At 73.7% G+C, this 19,619-nt stretch carries 21 protein-coding genes; 12 read left to right on the forward strand and 9 right to left on the reverse strand.

From position 1 onward, the window contains the following. Positions 1–111 precede the first annotated feature (111 nt). Genes A3CO_RS0114805 through A3CO_RS0114815 form a run of 3 tightly spaced genes read right to left on the reverse strand, consistent with a single transcriptional unit; the run spans position 112 to position 3,660 of the window. Positions 112–1,734 (reverse strand): flavin-containing monooxygenase, encoded by a 1,623-nt coding sequence (locus A3CO_RS0114805; RefSeq protein ID WP_018333026.1) that lies wholly within the window; start codon positions 1,732–1,734, stop codon positions 112–114. Next, positions 1,724–2,707: an alpha/beta fold hydrolase gene (locus tag A3CO_RS32380; protein WP_018333027.1), complete on the reverse strand. Its 984-nt coding sequence runs from the start codon at positions 2,705–2,707 to the stop codon at positions 1,724–1,726. The genes A3CO_RS0114805 and A3CO_RS32380 overlap by 11 nt, the downstream gene beginning before the upstream one ends. Continuing rightward, positions 2,707–3,660 (reverse strand): AurF N-oxygenase family protein, encoded by a 954-nt coding sequence (locus A3CO_RS0114815; RefSeq protein ID WP_018333028.1) that lies wholly within the window; start codon positions 3,658–3,660, stop codon positions 2,707–2,709. The genes A3CO_RS32380 and A3CO_RS0114815 overlap by 1 nt, the downstream gene beginning before the upstream one ends. A gap of 112 nt (positions 3,661–3,772) precedes the next feature. Here A3CO_RS0114815 and A3CO_RS0114820 point away from each other — a divergent pair, with 112 nt between their 5' ends. Genes A3CO_RS0114820 through A3CO_RS0114830 form a run of 3 tightly spaced genes read left to right on the forward strand, consistent with a single transcriptional unit; the run spans position 3,773 to position 5,408 of the window. Next, the gene (locus A3CO_RS0114820) at positions 3,773–4,531 is read left to right on the forward strand and encodes a TetR/AcrR family transcriptional regulator (RefSeq protein ID WP_026204621.1); all 759 of its coding nucleotides are present in this window, start codon (positions 3,773–3,775) and stop codon (positions 4,529–4,531) included. Then, positions 4,528–4,890 carry a DUF4873 domain-containing protein gene (locus A3CO_RS0114825; RefSeq protein ID WP_018333030.1) on the forward strand — a complete coding sequence of 121 codons (363 nt, stop codon included), beginning with the start codon at positions 4,528–4,530 and terminating at the stop codon, positions 4,888–4,890. The genes A3CO_RS0114820 and A3CO_RS0114825 overlap by 4 nt, the downstream gene beginning before the upstream one ends. Continuing rightward, positions 4,887–5,408 carry a hypothetical protein gene (locus A3CO_RS0114830; protein WP_018333031.1) on the forward strand — a complete coding sequence of 174 codons (522 nt, stop codon included), beginning with the start codon at positions 4,887–4,889 and terminating at the stop codon, positions 5,406–5,408. Before A3CO_RS0114825 ends, A3CO_RS0114830 begins: the two co-directional genes overlap by 4 nt. A gap of 67 nt (positions 5,409–5,475) precedes the next feature. On the opposite strand, the gene A3CO_RS35905 is transcribed toward A3CO_RS0114830, so the two are convergent. Beyond that, positions 5,476–6,699, reverse strand: coding sequence for a hypothetical protein (locus A3CO_RS35905; protein ID WP_020508843.1), 1,224 nt, complete (start codon positions 6,697–6,699; stop codon positions 5,476–5,478). Between the two features lie 275 nt (positions 6,700–6,974). Continuing rightward, positions 6,975–8,330 (reverse strand): FAD-dependent oxidoreductase, encoded by a 1,356-nt coding sequence (locus A3CO_RS32390; protein ID WP_033414413.1) that lies wholly within the window; start codon positions 8,328–8,330, stop codon positions 6,975–6,977. Positions 8,331–8,507: 177 nt separating this feature from the next. Between A3CO_RS32390 and A3CO_RS0114845 the strand changes: the two genes are divergently transcribed. After that, complete coding sequence (locus A3CO_RS0114845; protein ID WP_018333033.1) at positions 8,508–8,738, forward strand: hypothetical protein; 231 nt, start codon at positions 8,508–8,510, stop codon at positions 8,736–8,738. Here A3CO_RS0114845 and A3CO_RS0114850 read toward each other — a convergent pair. Continuing rightward, positions 8,735–9,448: a class I SAM-dependent methyltransferase gene (locus A3CO_RS0114850; RefSeq protein ID WP_018333034.1), complete on the reverse strand. Its 714-nt coding sequence runs from the start codon at positions 9,446–9,448 to the stop codon at positions 8,735–8,737. The two genes, A3CO_RS0114845 and A3CO_RS0114850, sit on opposite strands and share 4 nt — an antisense overlap. A 99-nt stretch (positions 9,449–9,547) precedes the next feature. Between A3CO_RS0114850 and A3CO_RS0114855 the strand changes: the two genes are divergently transcribed. Next, positions 9,548–9,883, forward strand: a complete 336-nt coding sequence (locus A3CO_RS0114855) for a hypothetical protein (protein WP_026204623.1) — start codon at positions 9,548–9,550, stop codon at positions 9,881–9,883. 107 nt (positions 9,884–9,990) lie between these two features. Then, on the forward strand, positions 9,991–10,257 hold the full coding sequence (locus A3CO_RS0114860; RefSeq protein ID WP_157647585.1) for a hypothetical protein: 267 nt from the start codon (positions 9,991–9,993) through the stop codon (positions 10,255–10,257). 63 nt (positions 10,258–10,320) lie between these two features. Here A3CO_RS0114860 and A3CO_RS0114865 read toward each other — a convergent pair whose 3' ends face one another. Then, entirely contained in the window at positions 10,321–10,530 is a 210-nt protein-coding gene (locus tag A3CO_RS0114865) for a DUF2795 domain-containing protein (protein ID WP_018333037.1), read from the reverse strand. Between the two features lie 52 nt (positions 10,531–10,582). Between A3CO_RS0114865 and A3CO_RS32395 the strand changes: the two genes are divergently transcribed. After that, positions 10,583–11,026, forward strand: a complete 444-nt coding sequence (locus A3CO_RS32395) for an HAD family hydrolase (RefSeq protein ID WP_018333038.1) — start codon at positions 10,583–10,585, stop codon at positions 11,024–11,026. 47 nt (positions 11,027–11,073) lie between these two features. After that, entirely contained in the window at positions 11,074–12,378 is a 1,305-nt protein-coding gene (locus A3CO_RS0114875) for a DNA polymerase IV (RefSeq protein WP_018333039.1), read from the forward strand. A gap of 75 nt (positions 12,379–12,453) precedes the next feature. On the opposite strand, the gene A3CO_RS0114880 is transcribed toward A3CO_RS0114875, so the two are convergent. Both A3CO_RS0114880 and A3CO_RS0114885 read right to left on the reverse strand, forming a co-directional pair. Next, positions 12,454–14,187 (reverse strand): ABC transporter ATP-binding protein, encoded by a 1,734-nt coding sequence (locus A3CO_RS0114880; RefSeq protein WP_018333040.1) that lies wholly within the window; start codon positions 14,185–14,187, stop codon positions 12,454–12,456. Beyond that, a complete protein-coding gene (locus tag A3CO_RS0114885; RefSeq protein WP_018333041.1) occupies positions 14,181–15,365 on the reverse strand; it encodes an epoxide hydrolase family protein in 1,185 nt (394 codons plus the stop codon). The genes A3CO_RS0114880 and A3CO_RS0114885 overlap by 7 nt, the downstream gene beginning before the upstream one ends. A gap of 143 nt (positions 15,366–15,508) precedes the next feature. Between A3CO_RS0114885 and A3CO_RS0114890 the strand changes: the two genes are divergently transcribed. The 4 genes from A3CO_RS0114890 to A3CO_RS0114910 all read left to right on the forward strand — a co-directional run bounded on the left by A3CO_RS0114890 (position 15,509) and on the right by A3CO_RS0114910 (position 19,515). Next, positions 15,509–15,781, forward strand: coding sequence for a hypothetical protein (locus tag A3CO_RS0114890; protein ID WP_018333042.1), 273 nt, complete (start codon positions 15,509–15,511; stop codon positions 15,779–15,781). Positions 15,782–15,811: 30 nt separating this feature from the next. Then, complete coding sequence (gene mdlC / locus A3CO_RS0114895) at positions 15,812–17,413, forward strand: benzoylformate decarboxylase (RefSeq protein ID WP_018333043.1); 1,602 nt, start codon at positions 15,812–15,814, stop codon at positions 17,411–17,413. A 246-nt stretch (positions 17,414–17,659) separates the two neighbouring features. Then, positions 17,660–18,676, forward strand: coding sequence for an ABC transporter ATP-binding protein (locus A3CO_RS0114905; RefSeq protein ID WP_018333045.1), 1,017 nt, complete (start codon positions 17,660–17,662; stop codon positions 18,674–18,676). Continuing rightward, positions 18,673–19,515, forward strand: coding sequence for an ABC transporter permease (locus tag A3CO_RS0114910; protein WP_018333046.1), 843 nt, complete (start codon positions 18,673–18,675; stop codon positions 19,513–19,515). The genes A3CO_RS0114905 and A3CO_RS0114910 overlap by 4 nt, the downstream gene beginning before the upstream one ends. The last annotated feature ends 104 nt before the right edge of the window (positions 19,516–19,619 follow it).

Below are 19,619 nucleotides of genomic sequence, written 5' to 3' on the forward strand. Positions count from 1 at the left end.
CACTGCTTGCACTGGACGCCAGGAAAACCGCATCGTCGCGACCGCCCGCGACGGTGCCGGATTTCCTGCCACTGGGTGCAAGCAGTGACGCATTGCTTGCACGGGGAGGGGTCAGGCCCGCGCGACCACCGGCACCTGGCCGTTCGAGCTCGCACCGGCCGTCGTCGGGACCGCGAAGTCCTCCGACCGGCCGAAGAACTCGTAGTCGTCGGGGCGGAAGCGGCGGGTCTCGGCCCAGTACCGGAGCGTGAAGCCCGGCCAGATGGTGCGGTTGTTGCCGGCCGAGTCCAGGTACCAGGACGTGCAGCCGCCGCGGGTCCAGATGCCCTTCTCCAGTCGGTGCATCACCGCGGTGTCCGACCGGTTCATCACCTCGGCGCGCACGTCGAGCCCGGAGCAGCCGTAGCCGTGGACCGCGGAGATGGCCTGGGCGACGTAGCGCGCCTGGCACTCGATCATGAACACGACGGAGTTGTGGCCGAGTCCGGTGTTGGGGCCGAGCAGGAAGAACAGGTTCGGGAAATCGGTGACCGTGATCCCGTAGTGCGTGCGCATGCCGTGCTCGGCCCACGCGTCGCGCAGCGTGCGCCCGTCGCGGCCGGTGATCCGCAGGCCGTCCATCGCGTCGGTGACGTGGAAGCCGGTGCCGTAGACGATGACGTCGGCGGGGTGCTCGACGCCGTCGTGGTCGACGACGCCGTGCTCGGTCACCTCGGCGATGCCGCTGGACACGACGTCGACGTTGGGCCGGGCGAGCGCCGGGTAGTAGTCGTTCGACACGAGCACCCGCTTGCAGCCCAGCGAGTAGCGCGGGGTCAGCCGGTCGACGAGCGCGGGGTCGGAGATCGACCGCTCGATGTGCTTGCGCGCGACCCACTCGGCCGGACGCAGCAGCTCCGGCCGGCTCATGAACCCGATCGCCCGCGACTCGAGGCCCGCGTAGAGCGCCGCCCGGTACGCGCGCTGCACCAGCGGTGCCTTCTCGAAGAGCCGCTTGCGCCAGTCACCGATGGGGTGGTCGCCCTTGGGCAGGACCCAGGCGGGCGTCCGCTGGAACAGCGTGAGCTGCGAGACCAGCGGAGCGATCTGCGGGACGAACTGGATCGCGCTCGCCCCCGTGCCGACGACCGCGACCCGCTTGCCCCGGAGGTCCACGTCGTGGCGCCACTGCGCGGAGTGGAAGGTCTCGCCGCGGAAGCGCTCCGCGCCCGGCAGGGCGGGCTCCGACGGCAGGTGCAGTGCGCCCACGCCGGAGACCAGGAAGCGGCAGCGGTACTCACCCGTCGTCTCCACGGGTCGAGCTCCCCCGTCGGCGTGCTCCCCGTGATGCTGCGTCTCCCGCGTGTGCACCGTCCAGGTGCGCGACTCCTCGTCCCACGTCGCCCCCGTCATCTCCGTGGAGAAGCGGACGAGCCGGCGCAGGTCGTGACGGTCGGCGAGGTGCTCGAGGTAGTCGCGGATCTCGGGCTGCGGGGAGTAGGAGCGCGACCAGTCCGGGTTCAGGTCGGACGAGAGCGAGTACATGTGCGAGGGGATGTCGCACGCGCACCCGGGATAGGTGTTGTCCCGCCACGTGCCGCCGACGCCCGCCTGCTGCCGGGTCGAGCTCCGCTCCGCTGCGTCTCCCGGTGCCTTCTCCAGGATGACGACGTCGGTGATGCCGGCTTTCCGCAGCGCCAGCGCCTGCCCCAGCCCGGAGAAGCCCGAGCCGACGATGACGACCTCACTGAACAAGAGACGCCTCTCCTCCGGAGATGGAATCGAGCCCGACGGCCGGTGTGGTGACGCCGGCGGCCTCGACGAGGCCCTGGAGGTGGGCGGCCACCTCCGGCGACCGCTCGAAGGTGATCATGTGACCGGCGCCCGGGAGCACCACCAGCTCGGCGGCGGGCAGGGCGGCGGCGATCGTGTGGGCGTGGTCGACCGGGCAGAGCCGGTCGTCGGTCCCGACGAGCACCACGGTCGGGACGCCGTGCAGCGACTCCAGCGACGACGTCCGTCGGTGCTCCCCGATCGACTCGCGGAACGCCAGGACGGCGACCGGGTCGGCGGCGAAGGTCTGCTCGGCGACGCTGAGGACGTCCGCCCGGCGGGCGTGCCGGCCGAACACCAGGGCGCGGACCAGCGGGGCGAGGAGCACCGAGCGGGCGTGGGTCCCGCTGCCCTCCGGGTCCGCCCGGCTGACCGGCGCGCGGTTGCCCAGCGAGGCGAGGAACGGCATGGCCGCGCGCTCCCCGTGGGCCACGAACGCGCCGCGGCGCCCCGGCAGGCCGAGGGTCAGCTCGGCCATGTCGTCGCTGGCGGTGGCGACGAAGCCGGCGCCGACGACGCGGTCACGCACCAGGTCGGGGTGCCGCTCGGCCAGCGCCATGAGCGTCATCCCGCCCATGGAGTGCCCGGCGAGGACGACCGGTCCCTCGACGTGGTCGCGCAGCAGCGCGGCGAGGTCGTCGGCGGCCAGGCCGATCGTGGAGGCGTGCTGCCCGCCCGACTCCGAGCCGCCGTGGCCACGGTGGTCGTAGCGGACGATCTCGCTCGTCACCCCGGCCCGGCGCAGGTCGCGGACCACCCGGTCCCACGTGCGCAGATCCTGGGACCAGCCGTGGACGAGGACGAGGGTGGGGACCCCCGTCGTCAGGACCCCGCTGCGGCCGACCCGCAGGGTGATGCCGGTGGCGAGGGACAGCGGGCCGACGGATTCGCGCATCACTTCTCCAGCAGGAAGGACTTCTTCCACAGGGCCTTGCCCGGTCCTGCGATCATGCCCGCCTCGTCGAGGAACGCGAGGATCTTCTCGCCGCCGAAGCGGATCATCTCGCGGTGGTGCGGGTTCGCCAGGGCGGCGCGTCGGCCCTCGGCGGGGTCGATCCCGACCGCGGCGTAGACCTTCGGGTTGATCAGGCTGCGCACGACGAAGAACGACGTGAACGCGCACATGAACCGCTGGTAGGCGAGCTCGGTGCGGGAGAGCTCCGCGAGGCCGCGGGACACCTCGTCGCGGGCGAAGGCGACGTGGCGCGCCTCCTCCATGATGTGGATGCGGTTGACCTGGCGCATGAGCGGCTGGATGCGGTCGTCGTTGGCCTGCTCGCGCTGCAGCCGGTCGAGCACCTCCTCGGCGACCAGGATCGACGCGTAGGCGGCGGGGCCCCAGTTGACGACGGAGAAGAGCTTGCCGAGCTGGTGGACGAACGGGACGGCGCCGTAGGGCTCGACCCCGGCGCGGTGCACGAGGCGGGCGAACATCTGCGAGTGGCGGCACTCGTCGGCGACCTCGGTGAGGGCCCACTGGGCGCGGTCGCTGGTCGGGTCGTCGGCGTAGAAGTCCTTGAGCAGCCGCTGCATGAGCAGGGTCTCGAACCACAGGCCGACGGACGCGACGCTGCACGCCTCGTGCTTGCCGAGCTCGATCCGCTGCTCGGGGGTCAGGCGCTCCCAGAGCTCGGTGCCGTAGAGCGAGACGCGGTGTTCCGGCACCCAGATCTTGCCCTCGACCAGCGGCGCGTCCCAGTCGATGTCGACGTCCGGGTCGTAGGACTTCCTGGCCGCGGAGCGCAGCAGGCGCGCGGCCGTCGCGTTGCCGTCCCCCTCGCCGGGGCGGGCGGTGCGTGGCGGGGCGAGCGCAGCGACGGGAGAAGAAGTGCCCACGGGCGCCGACATGGCGTCGTCCTCTCGGAGGTCGTTCGGGGGAGCGCAGGGGGTACGGACTGTATCCCCAACTTGTTGTACGTCTTACCGCTGGTAACCGTAACTGGTGGTAGCGTCATCGCCCATGGCCGACGGTGTCAAGCCGAGACAGGGCGGTACGCCCCCTTCTCGTGACGGGCGTCGCACGCGCTGGACGAAGCACCGCGAGGAGCGCCGCGCGGAGTTCGTCGAGGCCGCGATGCGGGTCCTCGCCGAGGTCGGACCCGAGTTCGGCATCGAGCAAGTGGCCATCGAGGCCGGCGTCACGAAGCCGGTGCTCTACCGGCACTTCTCCGACAAGGCCGACCTCGTGGAGGCCATGGGCGAGCGCGGGACGCACATCCTGCTCGACCGGCTGATCCCGGCGCTGAACTCCGAGGAGGCCCCGCTCCCGCGCATCCGCAAGTCGATCGCCGCGGTGCTCGGGACGCTGGAGGACTACCCGAACCTGTACTGGGTGCTGGCGCGCCACGGCCACGGCCAGGACGTGGTCCAGGCCGACAAGGAGCTCATCGCGACGGCGCTGTCCGCGCTGATCGGTGACTACCTGCGGTCCTTCGGCCTCGACTCCGGCGCGGCCGAGCCCTGGGCCTACGGCATCGTCGGGTTCGTCCAGAACACGGCGGAGTGGTGGCTCGAGCGCCGCTCGATGAGCCGGGACTCCGTCGTCGAGTACCTGACGGTGCTCGTCTGGGCGGCGATCGACGGGTTCGCGCGGCAGCGCGACGTCGTCATCGACCCGAACGTGCCGCTGGAGATCAACAAGGTGATCCAGATGTCTCCCGGAAAATCGTCCGGGAGCAGCGAGTCCGATGTCGCCGAGGCTGGGAACGGGGATCGATGACGACCACCGGGGATCGCATCAGGGACGATTGGAGCGACGGGGGTCATCACGACCATGACGACGAGGACGGGTACCGCGGGCCCGGGTCGCTGCGGCTGGCCGACGGGCAGGAGTTCGAGGTCGACGTGACGCTGCGCGGGTACGTCGAGCCGCTCGACGGCCGGTACCACTGGTACGGCCGGGTCGCGGTGCACACGGGGCTGGAGGCCGCCCTGGGTGGGAAGCGGGCGCAGGCCGTCGTCGTCACGCCGCAGGGCGAGGCGGTCGGGGAGCTGTCCGACGTCGACCCGTGGGGCCGCTACCGGATCGCCGGCACGTCCACCCCGCCGTTCGCCGTCATGACGGAGGTCCCGGCGTGAGCGAGCGCGACGCCATCCTCGCCGCGATCGCCACCCCGCAGCGGGCGGTGCGCGACATCTCCGGGCTGATCGGCGACCGCATCGCCTTCGGTCCCGTCCCCGCCGGGCCCGGGGGGATGGCCACCGCCCGGGCGGTCGGCGTGGTCGGGAAGCTCCGCGGTCGGCAGGTCGACGACACCTACACCGAGGTGCACGTCCCCGTGCAGCTCGACCTCACCGTCGACATCGGCGGCCGCGCCGTCCCGGTCGAGGCGCAGATGACGGTGCGGATCGGCCTCGAGGCGTGCCTCGCGCCCGACGCCGACCACGTCGTCGTCGAGGTGGACGAGATCGGGCCGGGCGACATCGCGCTCGAGACCCGGACCTCCGGGATCGGCGGGGTGCTCGTCCGTCGGCTCGGCAACCTCGACGCCGAGATCCGCCACCACGTGATCGGCTACGTCACCGACATCCTGGCCTCACCGGAGGCCCGGGACCTCCGCCGGATCGACCTCGACGAGGCGTCCGACACCGCGTAGACCCGATCGGGCCGCGCGACGGGTTCGCCGAGCGATCACGCCGCGCGGCGCCGCGGGATCGTGCGGCCTACTCGGAGCGGCGGCGGGCGGGACGACCGGTGGACGCGCGGCGCGCGGGCTGCCGGGTCGTGCTCTCGTCCTCGGTGCGGATCACCGACGACGTCGCCCGCCGCGTCCGCTGGCCCTCGCTCCGTCGCGTGCCGCCCGCGGCCGGCGAGTCCGCATCCGACCGGCCCTCCCGGTTCCGACGCGTCGACTCCGGGGTGGAGCGGCTGCGCCGCTGCCCCGAGCCGGTGCTGCGTGTCTGGGTGTCGGAGCGGGTCCGCGTGGACCTGGCGCCTCCGTCGGCGCGCGGAGCGACCCCGGACGCGCCCCCGTCCTCGGCGGCCTCGGCGCTCCCCGCCTGGTCGTCGACCTGCGACGTGGTCGTGTCGGTGTCGTCGTCCGCCCGGTCGTCGACGTCCTCCGAGCTCAGGTCGGTGTCCTCGGAGTCGCCGTCGTCCTCGTCGGTGTCGTCCTCGGTGTCGTCCGTCGCGCTGTCGACGTCGGGGCCGCCGTCGTCGCCGCCGTCGTCGTCCCACCGGTCGTCGGAGTCGGCGTCGGAGTCCTGAATCTCCTCGTCGTCGGACTCGTCGGCGGTGTCGCTGACGGTGGCTTCCGGCTGCTCGTCGTCGGTCACGTCGTCGACCGCCCCGGTGGTGTCCTCGACCTCGTCCTCGGTCTCGTCGCTGTCGTCCTCGTCGACGGGCTCGGCGGCGACATCCTCGGCCTCCTCCTCGGGCTCGTCCTCGTCCCCGGTGTCGGACTCGTCCTCGTCGACGACCTCGTCCTCGTCGGCGGGCTCGACGTCCTCGGCCTCAGCCTCGTCGTCGGTGTCGTCGTCGACCGACCCGGCGGTGTCCTCGGCCTCGTCGGTCTCGTCCTCGTCGACGGTCTCGTCGGTCCGGTCGTCGGACGAGTCGTCCGCGACGACGTCCTCGCCCTCGTCGGACTGGTCCCCGCTCCGGCCCGCGAGGGTGTCGCCGTCGGTGTCGACGTCGGCCTCCGGGACCCGGCCGTCGGCCTCGCTCCGGGAGCCGACCGCGCGGCCCCCACCCGACTCGCCCGCGGGCGTCACGGCGGCGACCGCGGTGACCTCGGCCGGGGCGAGGATCGCCTGGGCGAAGCGGCGTTGTGCGGCGAGCATGCGCTCGAGGACGTCGAACATGTCGTCGACGAGGATGGCGGCCGCAGTGCGGTCGGGCCGCGGGAAGCCGCCCAGCAGGCGGATGGTGTCGTCGGGCTCGCTCATGGCACTCCCTCGTGCGTCGTCCGCGGGGAGGGTCCCCGGGATGCGCGGGCGTGCCCGGTCCGGGGCACGGGCGCACCGTCGTCGTGCGAAGTGGGTGCCGAGGGCCGAGTGCGGTCGGCCGACCGCGCCGGACGCCCGCGCATCCGGACCGACCCGGGTGCGCACGTCCGTCGGAACGGGGGCCCGACCGGTCGCGGCGTCCGGTCAGCGGCCCGCCGCCCGGTCGCGGTGGATCACGGCGACGAGGCGGCGCGCGGGCGCCTGCGAACGGGGGCCTACCGGGAGCGGATCAGGTCCATGAACGACGACCGGTCGGTCAGCTTCACCCGCGGCCGGCCCCCGGGCTCCCCGGCGGCCCGCTCGTGGGCGTCGATGGCCTCCCAGCCGTCGAGGTCGACCAGGTCGGGGCAGCGGCCGGAGAGCCACTCCTCGACCTCCTCCGCGCTCGCGACGGCGGCCCCGTCGCGTGCGCCGGTCGCGAGGTCGGCGAGCAGGCCGCGGACGGTCTCGTTGGCGTCCTTGCGGTTGGTGCCGATGATCCCGGTGGGCCCGCGCTTGATCCAGCCGACGACGTACTCGCGCTCGCGGCCCTCGATCCGGCCCTCGGTGTGCGGGATCGTGCCGGAGCCCTCGTCGAACGGGACGCCGGGCAGGGCCACGCCCTTGTAGCCGACGGCGCGGAACACGAGGCCGCACTCGACGGTCTCCCGCTCGCCGGTGTCGACCGGGCGCACCCGGCCGTCCTCGGTGGTCTCGAGCCGGTTGACGGCGAGCTCGACACCGGTCACGGGCCCGTCGTCGCCCTCGCCGAGGATGCGCAGCGGCGAGCGCAGGAAGCGGAACTCCATCCGTCGCGGCGCGTCCGGGTCGGGTCCGCGGTCGGCCCAGCCGCGCAGGATCTCGACGTTGCGGCGGGTGCCCTTGGCCAGCTCGGCGTCACCGTCGGCGGACGGGATCTGCGCGGGGTCGACGACGGTCGTCAGGCCGTCGATCTCGTCCAGCTCGCGTAGTTCGGTGGTGGTGAACGCCGCCTCGACCGGGCCGCGCCGGCCGCACACCACGACCTCGCGGACCGACGAGCCGACGAACGACGCGATGGCGTGGTCGGCGGTGTCGGTGGCCCGCAGGTCGGCCTCGCCGAGCAGCAGCATGCGGGCGACGTCGAGCGCCACGTTGCCGGCGCCGATGACGACGGCGCGGTCGGCGGCCAGGTCCGGGTCGAGGTCCACGAAGTCGGGGTGGCCGTTGTACCAGCCGACGAAGTCGACCGAGGCCAGGCTGCCGGGCCGGTCCTCGCCGTCGATGCCGAGGCGGCGCTCGGTCTGCGAGCCCACCGCGTAGATCACGGCGTCGTAGCGCTCGAGGAGTTCGTCGACGGTGACGTCCTCACCGACGTGGACGTGCCCGAAGAACCGGAACCCGGGACGGGCGGCGATCTTCTCGTACTGGCCGCTGACCGACTTGATCTTCGGGTGGTCCGGCGCGACCCCGGCGCGGACCAGGCCCCACGGGGTGGCGAGCCGGTCGTACATGTCGACCCGCACCGGCGGGTCCTCCGAGTCGAGGAGGGCGCCCGCCGCGTAGAAGCCCGACGGGCCCGAGCCGACGATCGCCACGGCATGGGTCCTCATGGACCGATCCTGTCGGAGGGTCGCGTGATCCGCACCTGGTCCTCCGACGGGGACGCCACGCCGACGATCGGGTGCCCCACCGGGGGCGGCGCGTCGGAAAACGGCCCTCGATCGAGTCATCACTCCATACGGCATCAGGCCTGTGGAGGCGCCCGACCAGCGCCGACGATGTCAGTGATGATCAGGAACGGGCAGCATGCGTCGTGGCGTCGGGGCCGGGAGGTCCTCGACGACTACGACCTCGACCGCGTGCTCACCGAGGAGCTGGCGGACGACCTCGTGAACGAGCTCGTCTGCCTGCGGCCGCGGCGACGACGGCCCGCCCACGCCGTGGGCGCACCGCTGCCCGCCCCCGTGATGGTCCGCCGCCCGCACCTGCAGGTGATCCGGGGCGGCCTCGCCGACTAGCTCTTCACCGCCGCGAGCACCAGGTAGTACAGCTCGTTCCCGGCCATCGAGAGCCGGTGGCGGAACGTGCGGCGCACGACGATGCGGGTGTCCTCGCGCGCCGAGATCATCGCCTCGACGTCGGACACGTCGTGGTCGTCGGGGGCGTCCTTGAGCGTGAGGGCCAGCACCGAGTTCGTCGGGAAGGCCGACCAGAGCTCGTCCAGCGCGTCCACCGGCACGTGGCCCTCGCCCACGGCGCCCGCCGCGACGAGGGCGTTCAGCTGCTCCTCGGTGACGAGCCGGGCGACCTCGGCGCTCTCCAGCCGTTCCCCGACGACGTAGTGGGCGTAGAGCCCGGGCCGGTCACGGTGCGCGGCGTCGCGGGCCTCGGGGATGCCGTCGGCGCCGACCACCACGGTGATGCCGCGGGCGGTCATCTCCTCGCCGACCACGCCGTTGCCCGCGCCCAGGTCGAACGCGCGCAGCGCGCCGGGCTCGAGCCCGAGCGTCGCGCCGGCCTCGACGGCGGCGTCGGCGACGGTCGCCGGTGAGGCGCACTGCAGCTGCCGCTGCACGACCTCCTCGTACAGCCCGGGCACGTCGTACACGGTCGCGTAGTCGTGCAGCACCACCCGCTGCGTGCCGCGGTCGCGGTGGAGGAGGAACTGCTCCTCGCCCTGCCGACGGCCGGGGGTGGGGTCGAGTTCGACGGTGAACGGAGCGGTCATGGCCTCATCGTGACCGCCGCGACTCCGGACGGCCCAGACGATGTGTCGTTGCTCCCCCTGCCGTTTCCCGTCGGCGCGCGGCAGGCCACCCTGCGATCAGTGCACCGCGCCGCCGTCGCCGCCCTGCTGCACGTCTCCCCCTCCGAGTCCCGCCGGTGGACCTCCACCCGCCGTCAGGACCCCGACGACAGGAGGCTCGCGATGAGCACGTCGTCCACCACCACCCCCGCCCACGCGCTGCTGCGTCACGCGCAGGCGCGTGCCGCGGACGTCGCGGTCGAGGACCGGGAGCACGCCACGACCGTCGTCGCGGACCTGCTCCACCGCGAGTGCACGGAGTGGAGCTGGACCTCGCACCGCTCGGACGCCCACCGCGCCGACGCCCGACGCATCGTGGGGGCGCTGTGCCGCGAGGGCTGGGGTCCCGCGGCGTAACGGCCTCGGTGACTCGCGACGAGACAAAGAGCGGTAGGCTGATGGTCCGATCGGCGCAGGTCGGTCGGACGCCCGGTGGTGTCGGCCGGGTCCTGGGGAGGAACGCCGTGAGCACCATCGACATCGACGGCCGGCAGGTCCGGGAGTCGAGCCGCCGGTCCGGCGCCGTCTGGACCTGGCAGTCGCAGAGCGAACAGCCCATCGACTACGAGATCGAATGGGTGCAGGAGAAGGACGTCTTCCTGTACGGCACGCGGGTGCGGCCGGGCGGGTGGAACGTGTCCCGGCTCGACGAGTCGGACTGGGCCAACGACGGCACGATCGAGGGTGCCCGCGAGGTCGTCGAGCGCCGCATCCCGACGATGCCCCGCTGATCGGGGCGATCACGCAGGTCCTGACGACGGGTCCGGAGCGGACCCGTCGTCAGGACCGGGCTGCTAGGAGCCGCCGCCCAGGACGCCGGCCTCGCTCAGCTTCTTCATGACGGCGTTCGGGCCGTCGAACTGCTCCTTGTCGAGGCCGCGCAGCGTCTCGACCAGCTGGTCGTCGGCGCCCTTCGACTTGGCGTGCTCGGCGAGCTGCTCGGGGTCCCCCGGGTAGTCGAATCCGCCGAGGGACTTCTGGACCTGCGTGACGTCGTAACCCATGGGCCGGGGATGGTCCGCCGCAGGGGGAACCAACCATGGAATCCTCGTTCGCGTGCTGAGCTGTCCCTGGTCGTGCGTCGTCTGGGATCTCGACGGCACGCTGCTCGAGCGGGGGACGACGAGACCGGTCGCGGGGGTCGAGGCGCTCCTCGCCGCGTGGTCGGGCGCGGGCGTCGAGATGGCGGTCGCGACGTCGGCCTCGACACCGCTCGCGCGGCGGCTCGTCGACGGGCTCGGGTGGTCGGGCTGGTTCGGTCACGTCGCCGGGACCGGCCCGGGGGTGGCCGGCAAGGACGAGGTGCTCCTCGAGGCGCTGCTCGGGCTCGGGCGGGTGCTGCCCGAGGGGGCGGCGGACGCCGCGATGATCGGCGACGCGCCCACCGACGTCGCGGCCGCGCGGCGCCACGGGCTGACCGCGGTCGGCGTGACGTGGAGCGGGACACCGGCCGACCTGCTGGGCGGGGCCGACCTGATCTGGAGCCACCCGCCGTCGTGACCGGGGGGAGACGGAGCGGAGCGCAGCTCGACCATCGACGTCGGTGGGTGGTCCACCTGGACCTCGACTCGTTCTTCGCCTCCGCGGAGCAGCTGACCCGTCCCACGCTGCGCGGCCGGCCGGTGCTCGTCGGCGGGCTCGGGCCGCGGGGTATCGTCGCGGGCGCCTCGGGGGAGGCGAAGGCGTTCGGGGCGCGTTCGGCGATGCCGATGGCGCAGGCGCGGCGGGCGTGCCCCACCGCGGTCGCGCTCCCACCCCGCACGGCGGTCTACCGGACGCTCTCGGAGTCGTTCTTCGCCGTCGTCCGCGCCGCCGCGCCGGTGCTGGAGCAGGTCGCCTACGACGAGACGTTCGCCGAGCCGGCGGCGCTGGCCGGGGCAGGTGCCGACGCCGTCCGGGCCTGGGCCGAGGGCGTGCGCGCGCAGGTGCGTGAGGCCACCGGGCTCGCGGTGTCGGTCGGCGCGGGCTCGGGCAAGCAGGTCGCGAAGATCGCCTCGGGGCTGGCCAAGCCCGACGGCGTCCACGTCGTCGCCCACGGCGGGGAGCGGGCGCTGCTCGACCCGTTGCCGGTGCGGGCACTCTGGGGGATCGGGCCGGTCGCCGAGACCGCACTCGCGCGGGCGGGCGTCACCACGATCGCGGCCTTCGCGGCGATGCCCGCGGCCGAGGTGACGGCGCTGCTCGGGTCGGCGGTCGGCACCGCGCTGCACCGCCTCGCGCAGGGGGTCGACGACCGCGCGGTGACCGAGCGGGGCGAGGCGAAGCAGGTCAGCGCGGAGACGACGTTCGACACCGACCTCTCCGACGTGGCGGGCGTCCGACGCGCCGTGGCCGACCTCGCCGCCTCCGCGCACCGGCGCCTCGTCGCCTCGTCGCGCGCCGCCCGGACGGTGACGGTGAAGGTCCGCGGCGGCGACTTCGTGACCCACACCCGCTCGGAGACCTCGACCGTCGCGTCGACCGACCTGCCGGCGCTCACGGCGGTGGCCCAACGGCTCGCCGTCGACGCGCTGCCCGAGGCGGGGGTCCGCCTCGTCGGGGTGTCCTACGCCGGCCTGACGACGGCGGTGCAGGGCACGTTGTTCGAGACCGCCGAGCCCGTCGTCGAGGTGACCGCACCGGTCGTCGGGACGGAGATCGAGGAGGACCCGGCGCCGGCCCCCGAGCGGCCGTGGCGCACCGGGGACGACGCGGCCCACCCGACGTACGGGCACGGGTGGGTGCAGGGCGCGGGGCACGGGCGGGTCACCGTGCGGTTCGAGACCCGCTCCACCGGGCCGGGACGCGCGCAGACCTTCGCCGCGGACGATCCGGAGCTGACCCGGGCCGATCCGCTCGTGTCGTTGACCTGACATCGGATGGCAGGAAAGCGTCGTTGCTGTCACCCAGTGGCAGCGACGACGCTCCGCTGCCATCCCGGGGGCGCGTCACAGCAGCAGCTGCGACCGGGCGAGCTCCGCGTAGAGCGGGCTGACCGCGAGCAGCTCGGCGTGCGTCCCGACCGCCGCGACCCGGCCGTCGTCGAGGACCACGATCTGGTCGCAGTCGACGACCGTCGAGAGCCGGTGGGCGACGATCAGCAGGGTCCGGTCGGCGGCCGCCGCGACGTCGATCGCCTCCTTGAGCGCCTGCTCGTTGCGGGCGTCCAGGCTGGCGGTGGGCTCGTCGAGCAGCATGAGCGACGGCTCGGCGAGCAGGGTGCGGGCGATCGCGAGCCGCTGGCGCTCGCCGCCGGAGAGCAGGACGCCGCCCTCGCCGACCGGGGCGTCGAGCCCGAGCGGGGAGCGTTCGACGAGGCCGGACAGGTTGACCGCCGCGAGCACGGCGAGCTGGTCGGCCTCGGGCGCGTGGGGCGCGGCGAGCACGAGGTTCTCGCGCAGCGTGCCGGCGAGGGCGGGCGACTCCTGCTCGACGTAGCCGAGGCGGGCCCGCAGCACCGCGCGGGGCCGGTCCCGCACGTCGATCCCGTCGACGAGCACGGCGCCGCCGCTCACGTCGTGGAAGCGCTCGACGAGCGCGAAGACCGTGGACTTGCCGGCCCCCGACGGGCCGACCAGCGCGGTCCGGGTGCCGCGCGGCACGGCGAAGGAGACCCCGTCGAGCACCACGGTGCCGTCGGGGTACCGGAAGTCGACGTCCCGGAGCTCGAGCGCGGGGGCGGCGGCCACCGACCGCGGCGACGTCACGACGTCAGCCGCGGTCTCTCCGGGGAGGGCGACGACCTCCTCGATCCGCGCGAGCGCCCCGAGCCCCGTCTGCAGCTGCGTCCAGGCCTGCGTGAGGCGCGCGAACGGCAGCACGAGCAGGAAGAGGTAGAGCACGAAGGACACGAGTTCGCCGACCGTCAGCTCCCCGGCCGCGACCCGGGCCCCGCCGATCCCGAGCACGGCGATGAACGAGCCCTGGGTGGCGATCGTGACGGCGGGGGACACCAGCGCCTGCAGTCGCGCGGTCCGCACGCCGACCCCGTAGGCGGCCGTGGCCGCGCCGACGACCCCGGCGACCTCCCGCTCGGTCGCCCCGCTGGCCCGGATGGTCCGCACCGCCCCGAGCGCCCGCTCCACCGCGGCCGTCATCTCGCCGACCCGTGCCTGGGAGAGCGTCGACAGCGCCCGGAGCCGCCGCGACGCCGCCCCGATGACGACGACCCCGGCCGCGACGGCCAGCAGCGTCACCGCCAGCAGGACGAGGTCGACCAGCGCCATGGCGACGGCCGCCCCCACCACGACCACCACCGAGCTGGCGAGCTCGAAGAGCCCCGAGGTCACGACCGCGCGGAGCAGCGTGGTGTCGGAGCCGATCCGGGAGATCAGGTCGCCGGTCCGGCGGGCGTCGTACTCGGGGACCGACAGTCGCAGCACCCGCTCCACGAGCCGGCGCCGCGTCGAGAGCACCACGCCCTCGGCCGTGCGCTGCAGCAGGAACGACTGGACCGCTCCGACGAGCGCCCCGCCCACCAGGACCGCCACGAGGACGGCGGCAGCGGGCAGCACCGGACCCGCGCCCTGCACCGTCGCGATGACCCGTCCCACGAGCAGTGGCTGCGCCAGCGAGGTGCCGGCGGTCAGCAGGGAGAGCACCGCGACGACGAGCAGCGTGCCGCGGTGCTCGGCGAGGTACGGCGCCAGGCGCCGCAGCCCGGCGTCGGACCGGGTCAGCACACCACCCCGCGGAACGACTCCCGGAGTTCGGCCACGAACACCTCCGGCACCTCGAGCGAGGCGAAGTGCCCGCCGCGCTCCAGCACGCTCCAGCGGCGGACGTCGGTGTAGCGCGCCTCGACCCACGAGCGCGGTATCTTCGCCATCTCGGCCGGGAAGATCGAGATCGCGGCGGGCACGGTGACCTCCGAGCGGCGGTCGACCTGCGCGTTCTCCCAGTACATCCGGGCCGACGACGCCCCGGACGCGCCGAACCAGTAGACGGCCACGTTGTCGAGCAGGCGCCGGCGGTCCACGGCCGCGAGCCCGCCGTCGGTCCACACCCCGAACTTCTCCGCGATCCACGCGAGCTGGCCGACGGGCGAGTCCACGAGCGCGTAGCCCAGGGTCTGCGGGCGGGTCCGCTGCTGGCCGGAGTAGCCGCTGCCGACCTCGCGGAACTCCCGGGCCTGCGCGAGCCAGCGCTGCTCGAGCTCGGGGAGGTCCTCGGTCCGCGCGCCCTCGGGCCGCTCGGCTAGCGGCATCGTCGTGTGGAGCATCGCGACGCGGTCGGGGTGCCGGACGCCCAGCGCCGTCGTGATCATGGCGCCCCAGTCGCCACCCTGTGCGAGGAAGCGGGGGTAGCCCAGACGGGACATGAGGACGGCCCACGCGTCCGCGACGTGGTCGATGCCCCAGCCCGTCGTCGTGGGCTTGTCGGAGAAACCGAAGCCCGGCAGGGAGGGCGCGACCACGTGGAAAGCAGGGCACGCCGGGTCGTCAGGCGTCGTCAGGGGGCCCACGACGTCGAGGAACTCGACCACCGAGCCGGGCCACCCGTGCGTGATCAGAAGTGGCTGTGCGTCAGCGCGCGGTGACTCTACGTGCAGGAAATGGATGCCGAGCCCGTCGATCTCCGTGCGGTACTGCCCGAGGGCGTTGAGCTCGTCGGACAACGCCCGGACCTGGTGGTCCTCGAGCCACGCCCGGGCCAGGTCGGCGACGACGTCCGCCGGGATGCCCTGCGACCAGTCGGCCACCGGCTCCGGCTCGGCCAGGCGCGCCCGACGCAGACGTTCGTGCAGGTCAGCGACCTGGTCGGCGGGGATGTCGAGCACGAACGGGGTGATGGCGTCGGCGTCCGACGGGGTGGGGGACGACGGGCGGTCGGTGGTCGGCGCGGCGTCGTCGGGAGCCATGGACGCGACGCTAACGGCACAGGTCCGAACGCGCCGTGGGGAGGCATCCGTCCGGGTGTCACCCCGACACGCCGCCGGATGGAAGCAGTCCCCCGAAGGTGGCATCTTCCTCCCACGCTGTCACACGGGCCGTCATCGTGGCGATGAACGCAGCGGAGGTGATCATCGTGCTGAACGAACGGCCCGCGGCACTGCTGGCGGCAGCGGCGGATCTGGACGAGTGCGACGGCTACGTGGTCCTGGTGTTCGACCCGGAGACCGGTGAGATGGATGCGCACGGCCCCTACGAGGGGGTCGCCGCGACACTCCGCGCCGAGGAGCTGCGTCGCAACTTCGACTCCGACGACCTGCGCGACGTGGTCGTCCGCGTGAGCAGGTTGCACCTGCCCGCGCCGGTGCCCGCGCAGACCTGGTGAGCGGTCGCGCCGCGGGGTAGACCCTGCGGCGTGACGCTCACCGTGAGGGACGCCGCGCTCGAGCTGTTCCGGGCGCACGGCATGACGACGGTCTTCGGCAACCCGGGCTCCACCGAGCTGCCGATGCTCCAGGACTTCCCCGACGACTTCACCTACGTCCTCGGGCTCCAGGAGGCCGTCGTCGTCGGGATGGCCGACGGTTTCGCCCAGGCGACCGGTCGGCCCGCCCTGGTCAACCTGCACACCGCCCCCGGGCTCGGGAACGCGGTGGGCGCGCTGGTGAACGCGGCGGCCAACAAGACCCCGCTCGTGGTCACCGCCGGCCAGCAGGTCCGGCCGATGATGACGCTGGAGGCGATGCTCGCGAACCCGCGGGCCACCGAGCTCCCGCGTCCCACCGTGAAGTACTCGGCGGAGCCGCCCCGGGCCCAGGACGTCGTCGCGACCCTGGCCCGGGCGATCCACGTCGCGACCACCCCGCCCACCGGCCCGGTGTTCGTGTCGATCCCGATGGACGACTGGGACGTCGAGCTCACCGGCGACGATCTCGAGGTGGCGCAGCGGGCGTCCCGACGACGGGTCACGGCGCCCCTCGCGCCCGCCGGTCTCGACGCGTGGGTCGCCGCGCTCGACGGCGCGTCGGCCCCCGCGCTCGTCGTCGGGGGCGAGATCGATGCGGGCGGCGGGTTCGACGACGCCGTGGTGCTGGCCGAACGACTGGGCTGCGCGGTCTACGGGCCGCCCGCCGATGGCCGCGTCGGGTTCCCGGAGGACCACCCGCAGTACCGGGGCGCCCTGCCGATGGCGATCGCGCCGGTGTCCCGGACGCTCGCGGCCCACGACGTCGTGCTCGTCCTCGGCACCGCCGTCTTCCGCTACTACCCCTACGTGCCCGGCGGGTTCCTGCCCGAGGGCACGACGCTGCTCCACGTCACGTCCGACCCCGACGAGGCCGCCCGCGCGCCCATGGGCGACGCGCTGGTGGCCTCGCCGGTCGCCGTCGTGCGCGCGCTTCTGGAGCGCGTGGCGCCGTCGTCGCGGCGGCCCGCCGGATCCGCACCGTCCGCGGCGGCCGCGCAGGCGTCGGCCGTCCCGGGCACGCTGACCGCGGAGGAGGTGTTCGACGTCGTCGGGTCGGTCTGGCCCGCCGACGGCGTCGTGGTCGACGAGTCGCCCTCGAACCGCGGCGCGTTGCACGACCGCCGCCCGGTCTCCCGGCCGGCCACGTCCTTCTTCACGACGTCGGGCGGGCTCGGCTTCGGGCTGCCCGCCGCGGTCGGCGTGGCCCTGGCCGACCGGTCCCGCCCCGTGCTCGCGGCCATCGGCGACGGCTCGATGCAGTACGCGATCCAGGCACTCGGGTCGGCCGCGATGCTCGGCGTACCGGTCACGGTGCTCGTCCTGGAGAACCGCGAGTACGCGATCCTCAAGTGGTTCGCCTCCCGGGAGAACACGCCGAAGGCGCCCGGGCTGGACCTGCCGCCCGTCGACTTCTGCGCCCTGGCCGCGGGGTACGGCGTCCCGGCCGAGTCGGTGTCCTCCGCCGACGAGCTGCGCGCCGCCCTGGAACGCGGCCGCGACGGGGACGGGCCGCGCCTCGTCGCGGTGCCGATCGGGCGCGCGGCGGGCTGAGTCCGGCGCTTCCGGCCCTTCCGGCGTGAGGGGAACCCTCGTGCCACAAGAGCGCTCGGATCCTGCCCTCACGCACGGAGCAGCCGCGCGTGAGGGGAAGAATCGGGCGCTCTTGTGGCGCCAGGGTTCCCCTCACGCTCCCAGGTCCGGCTTGACCTGAACCATGCTCGAGGTCGCACCCTCGCGGGAGTGCTCACCCGGTATCGAGATGCCCCGCCCCACGACCTCCGCGTAGCGTCGCCGCACGTGTCGACCCAGACGCATCCCACCTCCACGGCCACCGACGCCGGGCGGACCGCCACGCCCGCCGTCGAGGTCGTCGACCTGGTGAAGCGCTACCCCAAGGCCACGGTCAACGCGGTCGACGGCGTCTCGTTCGCCGTCGCGCCCGGCGAGGTGTTCGGCCTGCTCGGCCCGAACGGCGCGGGCAAGACGACGACGATCGGCGTGCTCACCACGCGCGTCCGCAAGACGTCCGGCCGCGCGTCCGTCACCGGCATCGACGTGACGGCGGACCCGGTCGGGGCGCGGTCGGTCATCGGCGTCGTGCCGCAGCGTCCGAACCTCGACCGCAGCCTCGACGCGAAGGGCAACCTCGTCTGGCACGCCGCCTACCACGGGGTGCCGCGGGCCCGGCGCGGTCCGCTGGCCGACGAACTGCTCGAGCGCATGGGCCTGTCGGACAAGGCGAGCACCAACCCCGACCAGCTCTCCGGCGGCCAGGCGCAGCGGCTGATCATCGCCCGCGGCCTGATGCACGACCCGCGGGTGCTGTTCCTCGACGAGCCCTCGACCGGCCTCGACCCGCAGGCGCGGCTCTTCGTGCACGACCGGGTCGCCGAGCTCGCCGCGAGCGGCGTCACCATCGTGCTCACGACCCACGACATGGACGAGGCCGCCAAGCTCTCCGACCGTGTCGGCATCGTCGACCACGGCGAGCTGCTGAAGCTCGACACGCCCGCGAACCTCGTCGCCGGGCTCTCCGGGTCCGCCACCGTCGATCTCGACGTCACCGGCCTGGACCCGGAGCAGCTCCGCGGCCGGCTCGGCGTCGTCCGGGGCGTCGCGGGCGCCGAGGTGCTGGCGACGCCCGACGAGGGACCCTCCCGGCTCCGCGTCCGCGTCGAGGGCGAGGCGGGCGCCGCACTCCCGGGTCTCCTGGAGGAGGTCACGACGGCGGGTGGCCGCGTGTCCGACGTCGGGCTCGGCGAGCCCACGCTGGAGGACGTCTTCATCGACCTGACCGGGAGGGGACTGCGGTGACGCGCAGCGCAGCGGAGCCGGAACGGGCCGTGATGACGGCCGTGACGGAGACCGAGCCGTTCCGCCGGGTCTCCCCGCGGCGGGCGTTCCTCGGGGTGCTGGGCCGCGACGTCGCGGTGACCGGCAAGGAGCTCGGCAGCTTCATCTCCCAGGTGCTGGTGCAGCCGTTCTTCCTGCTGTTCGTGTTCGGGAAGGTGCTCTCCGAGCTCGGCTACATCGCGCCCGGGTACGCCCAGCTGCTGCTGCCCGGACTGCTCGCCCTCAATGCGTTCCTCGTCGCGGTGCAGGCGGTGGCGCTGCCGCTGGTCATCGACTTCAGCTACACCAAGGAGATCGAGGACCGGCTGCTCGCGCCGCTGTCCACGCGGATGGTCGCGGTGGAGAAGATCGTGTTCGGCGCGATCCGGGGTCTGATCGGGTCGCTGGTGATGATCCCGGTCGGTTACCTCGTGCTGGACGAGGTCTCGTGGAACCTCGCCGGGCTGCCGCTCTCGGCGCTGCTGCTCGTGCTCGGGGCCCTCGCGGGCGGCGCGTCCGGGCTGGTGATCGGCACGTCGGTCAGCCCGCGGCGGATCAACATCGTCTTCGCCGTCGTGATCACACCGCTGCTGTTCACCGGGTCCACGCAGTTCCCGTTCCTGCAGATCGGGTCGCTGCGCTGGTTCCAGGTGATCTGCGCGCTGAACCCGATCACCTACGTCGCGGAGGGCCTGCGGGGCGTGCTGACCCCGCAGATCCCGCACCTGCCGACGTGGCTGTGCATCGCGGCCCTCGTGTTCGCCTGCGTGCTGTTCGGGGCGATCGGCATCCGGGGCTTCGTCCGGCGCGCGCTGGACTGACCCACCCCCGTGCAAGCAATGCGTCACTGCTTGCACCCAGTGCCAGTAGAACCGCACCGTCGCGCGGCGTGGCGACGATGCGGCTTTTCTGGCGTCCAGTGCAA

This window comes from Actinomycetospora chiangmaiensis DSM 45062, assembly GCF_000379625.1.
Taxonomy (GTDB): domain Bacteria; phylum Actinomycetota; class Actinomycetes; order Mycobacteriales; family Pseudonocardiaceae; genus Actinomycetospora; species Actinomycetospora chiangmaiensis.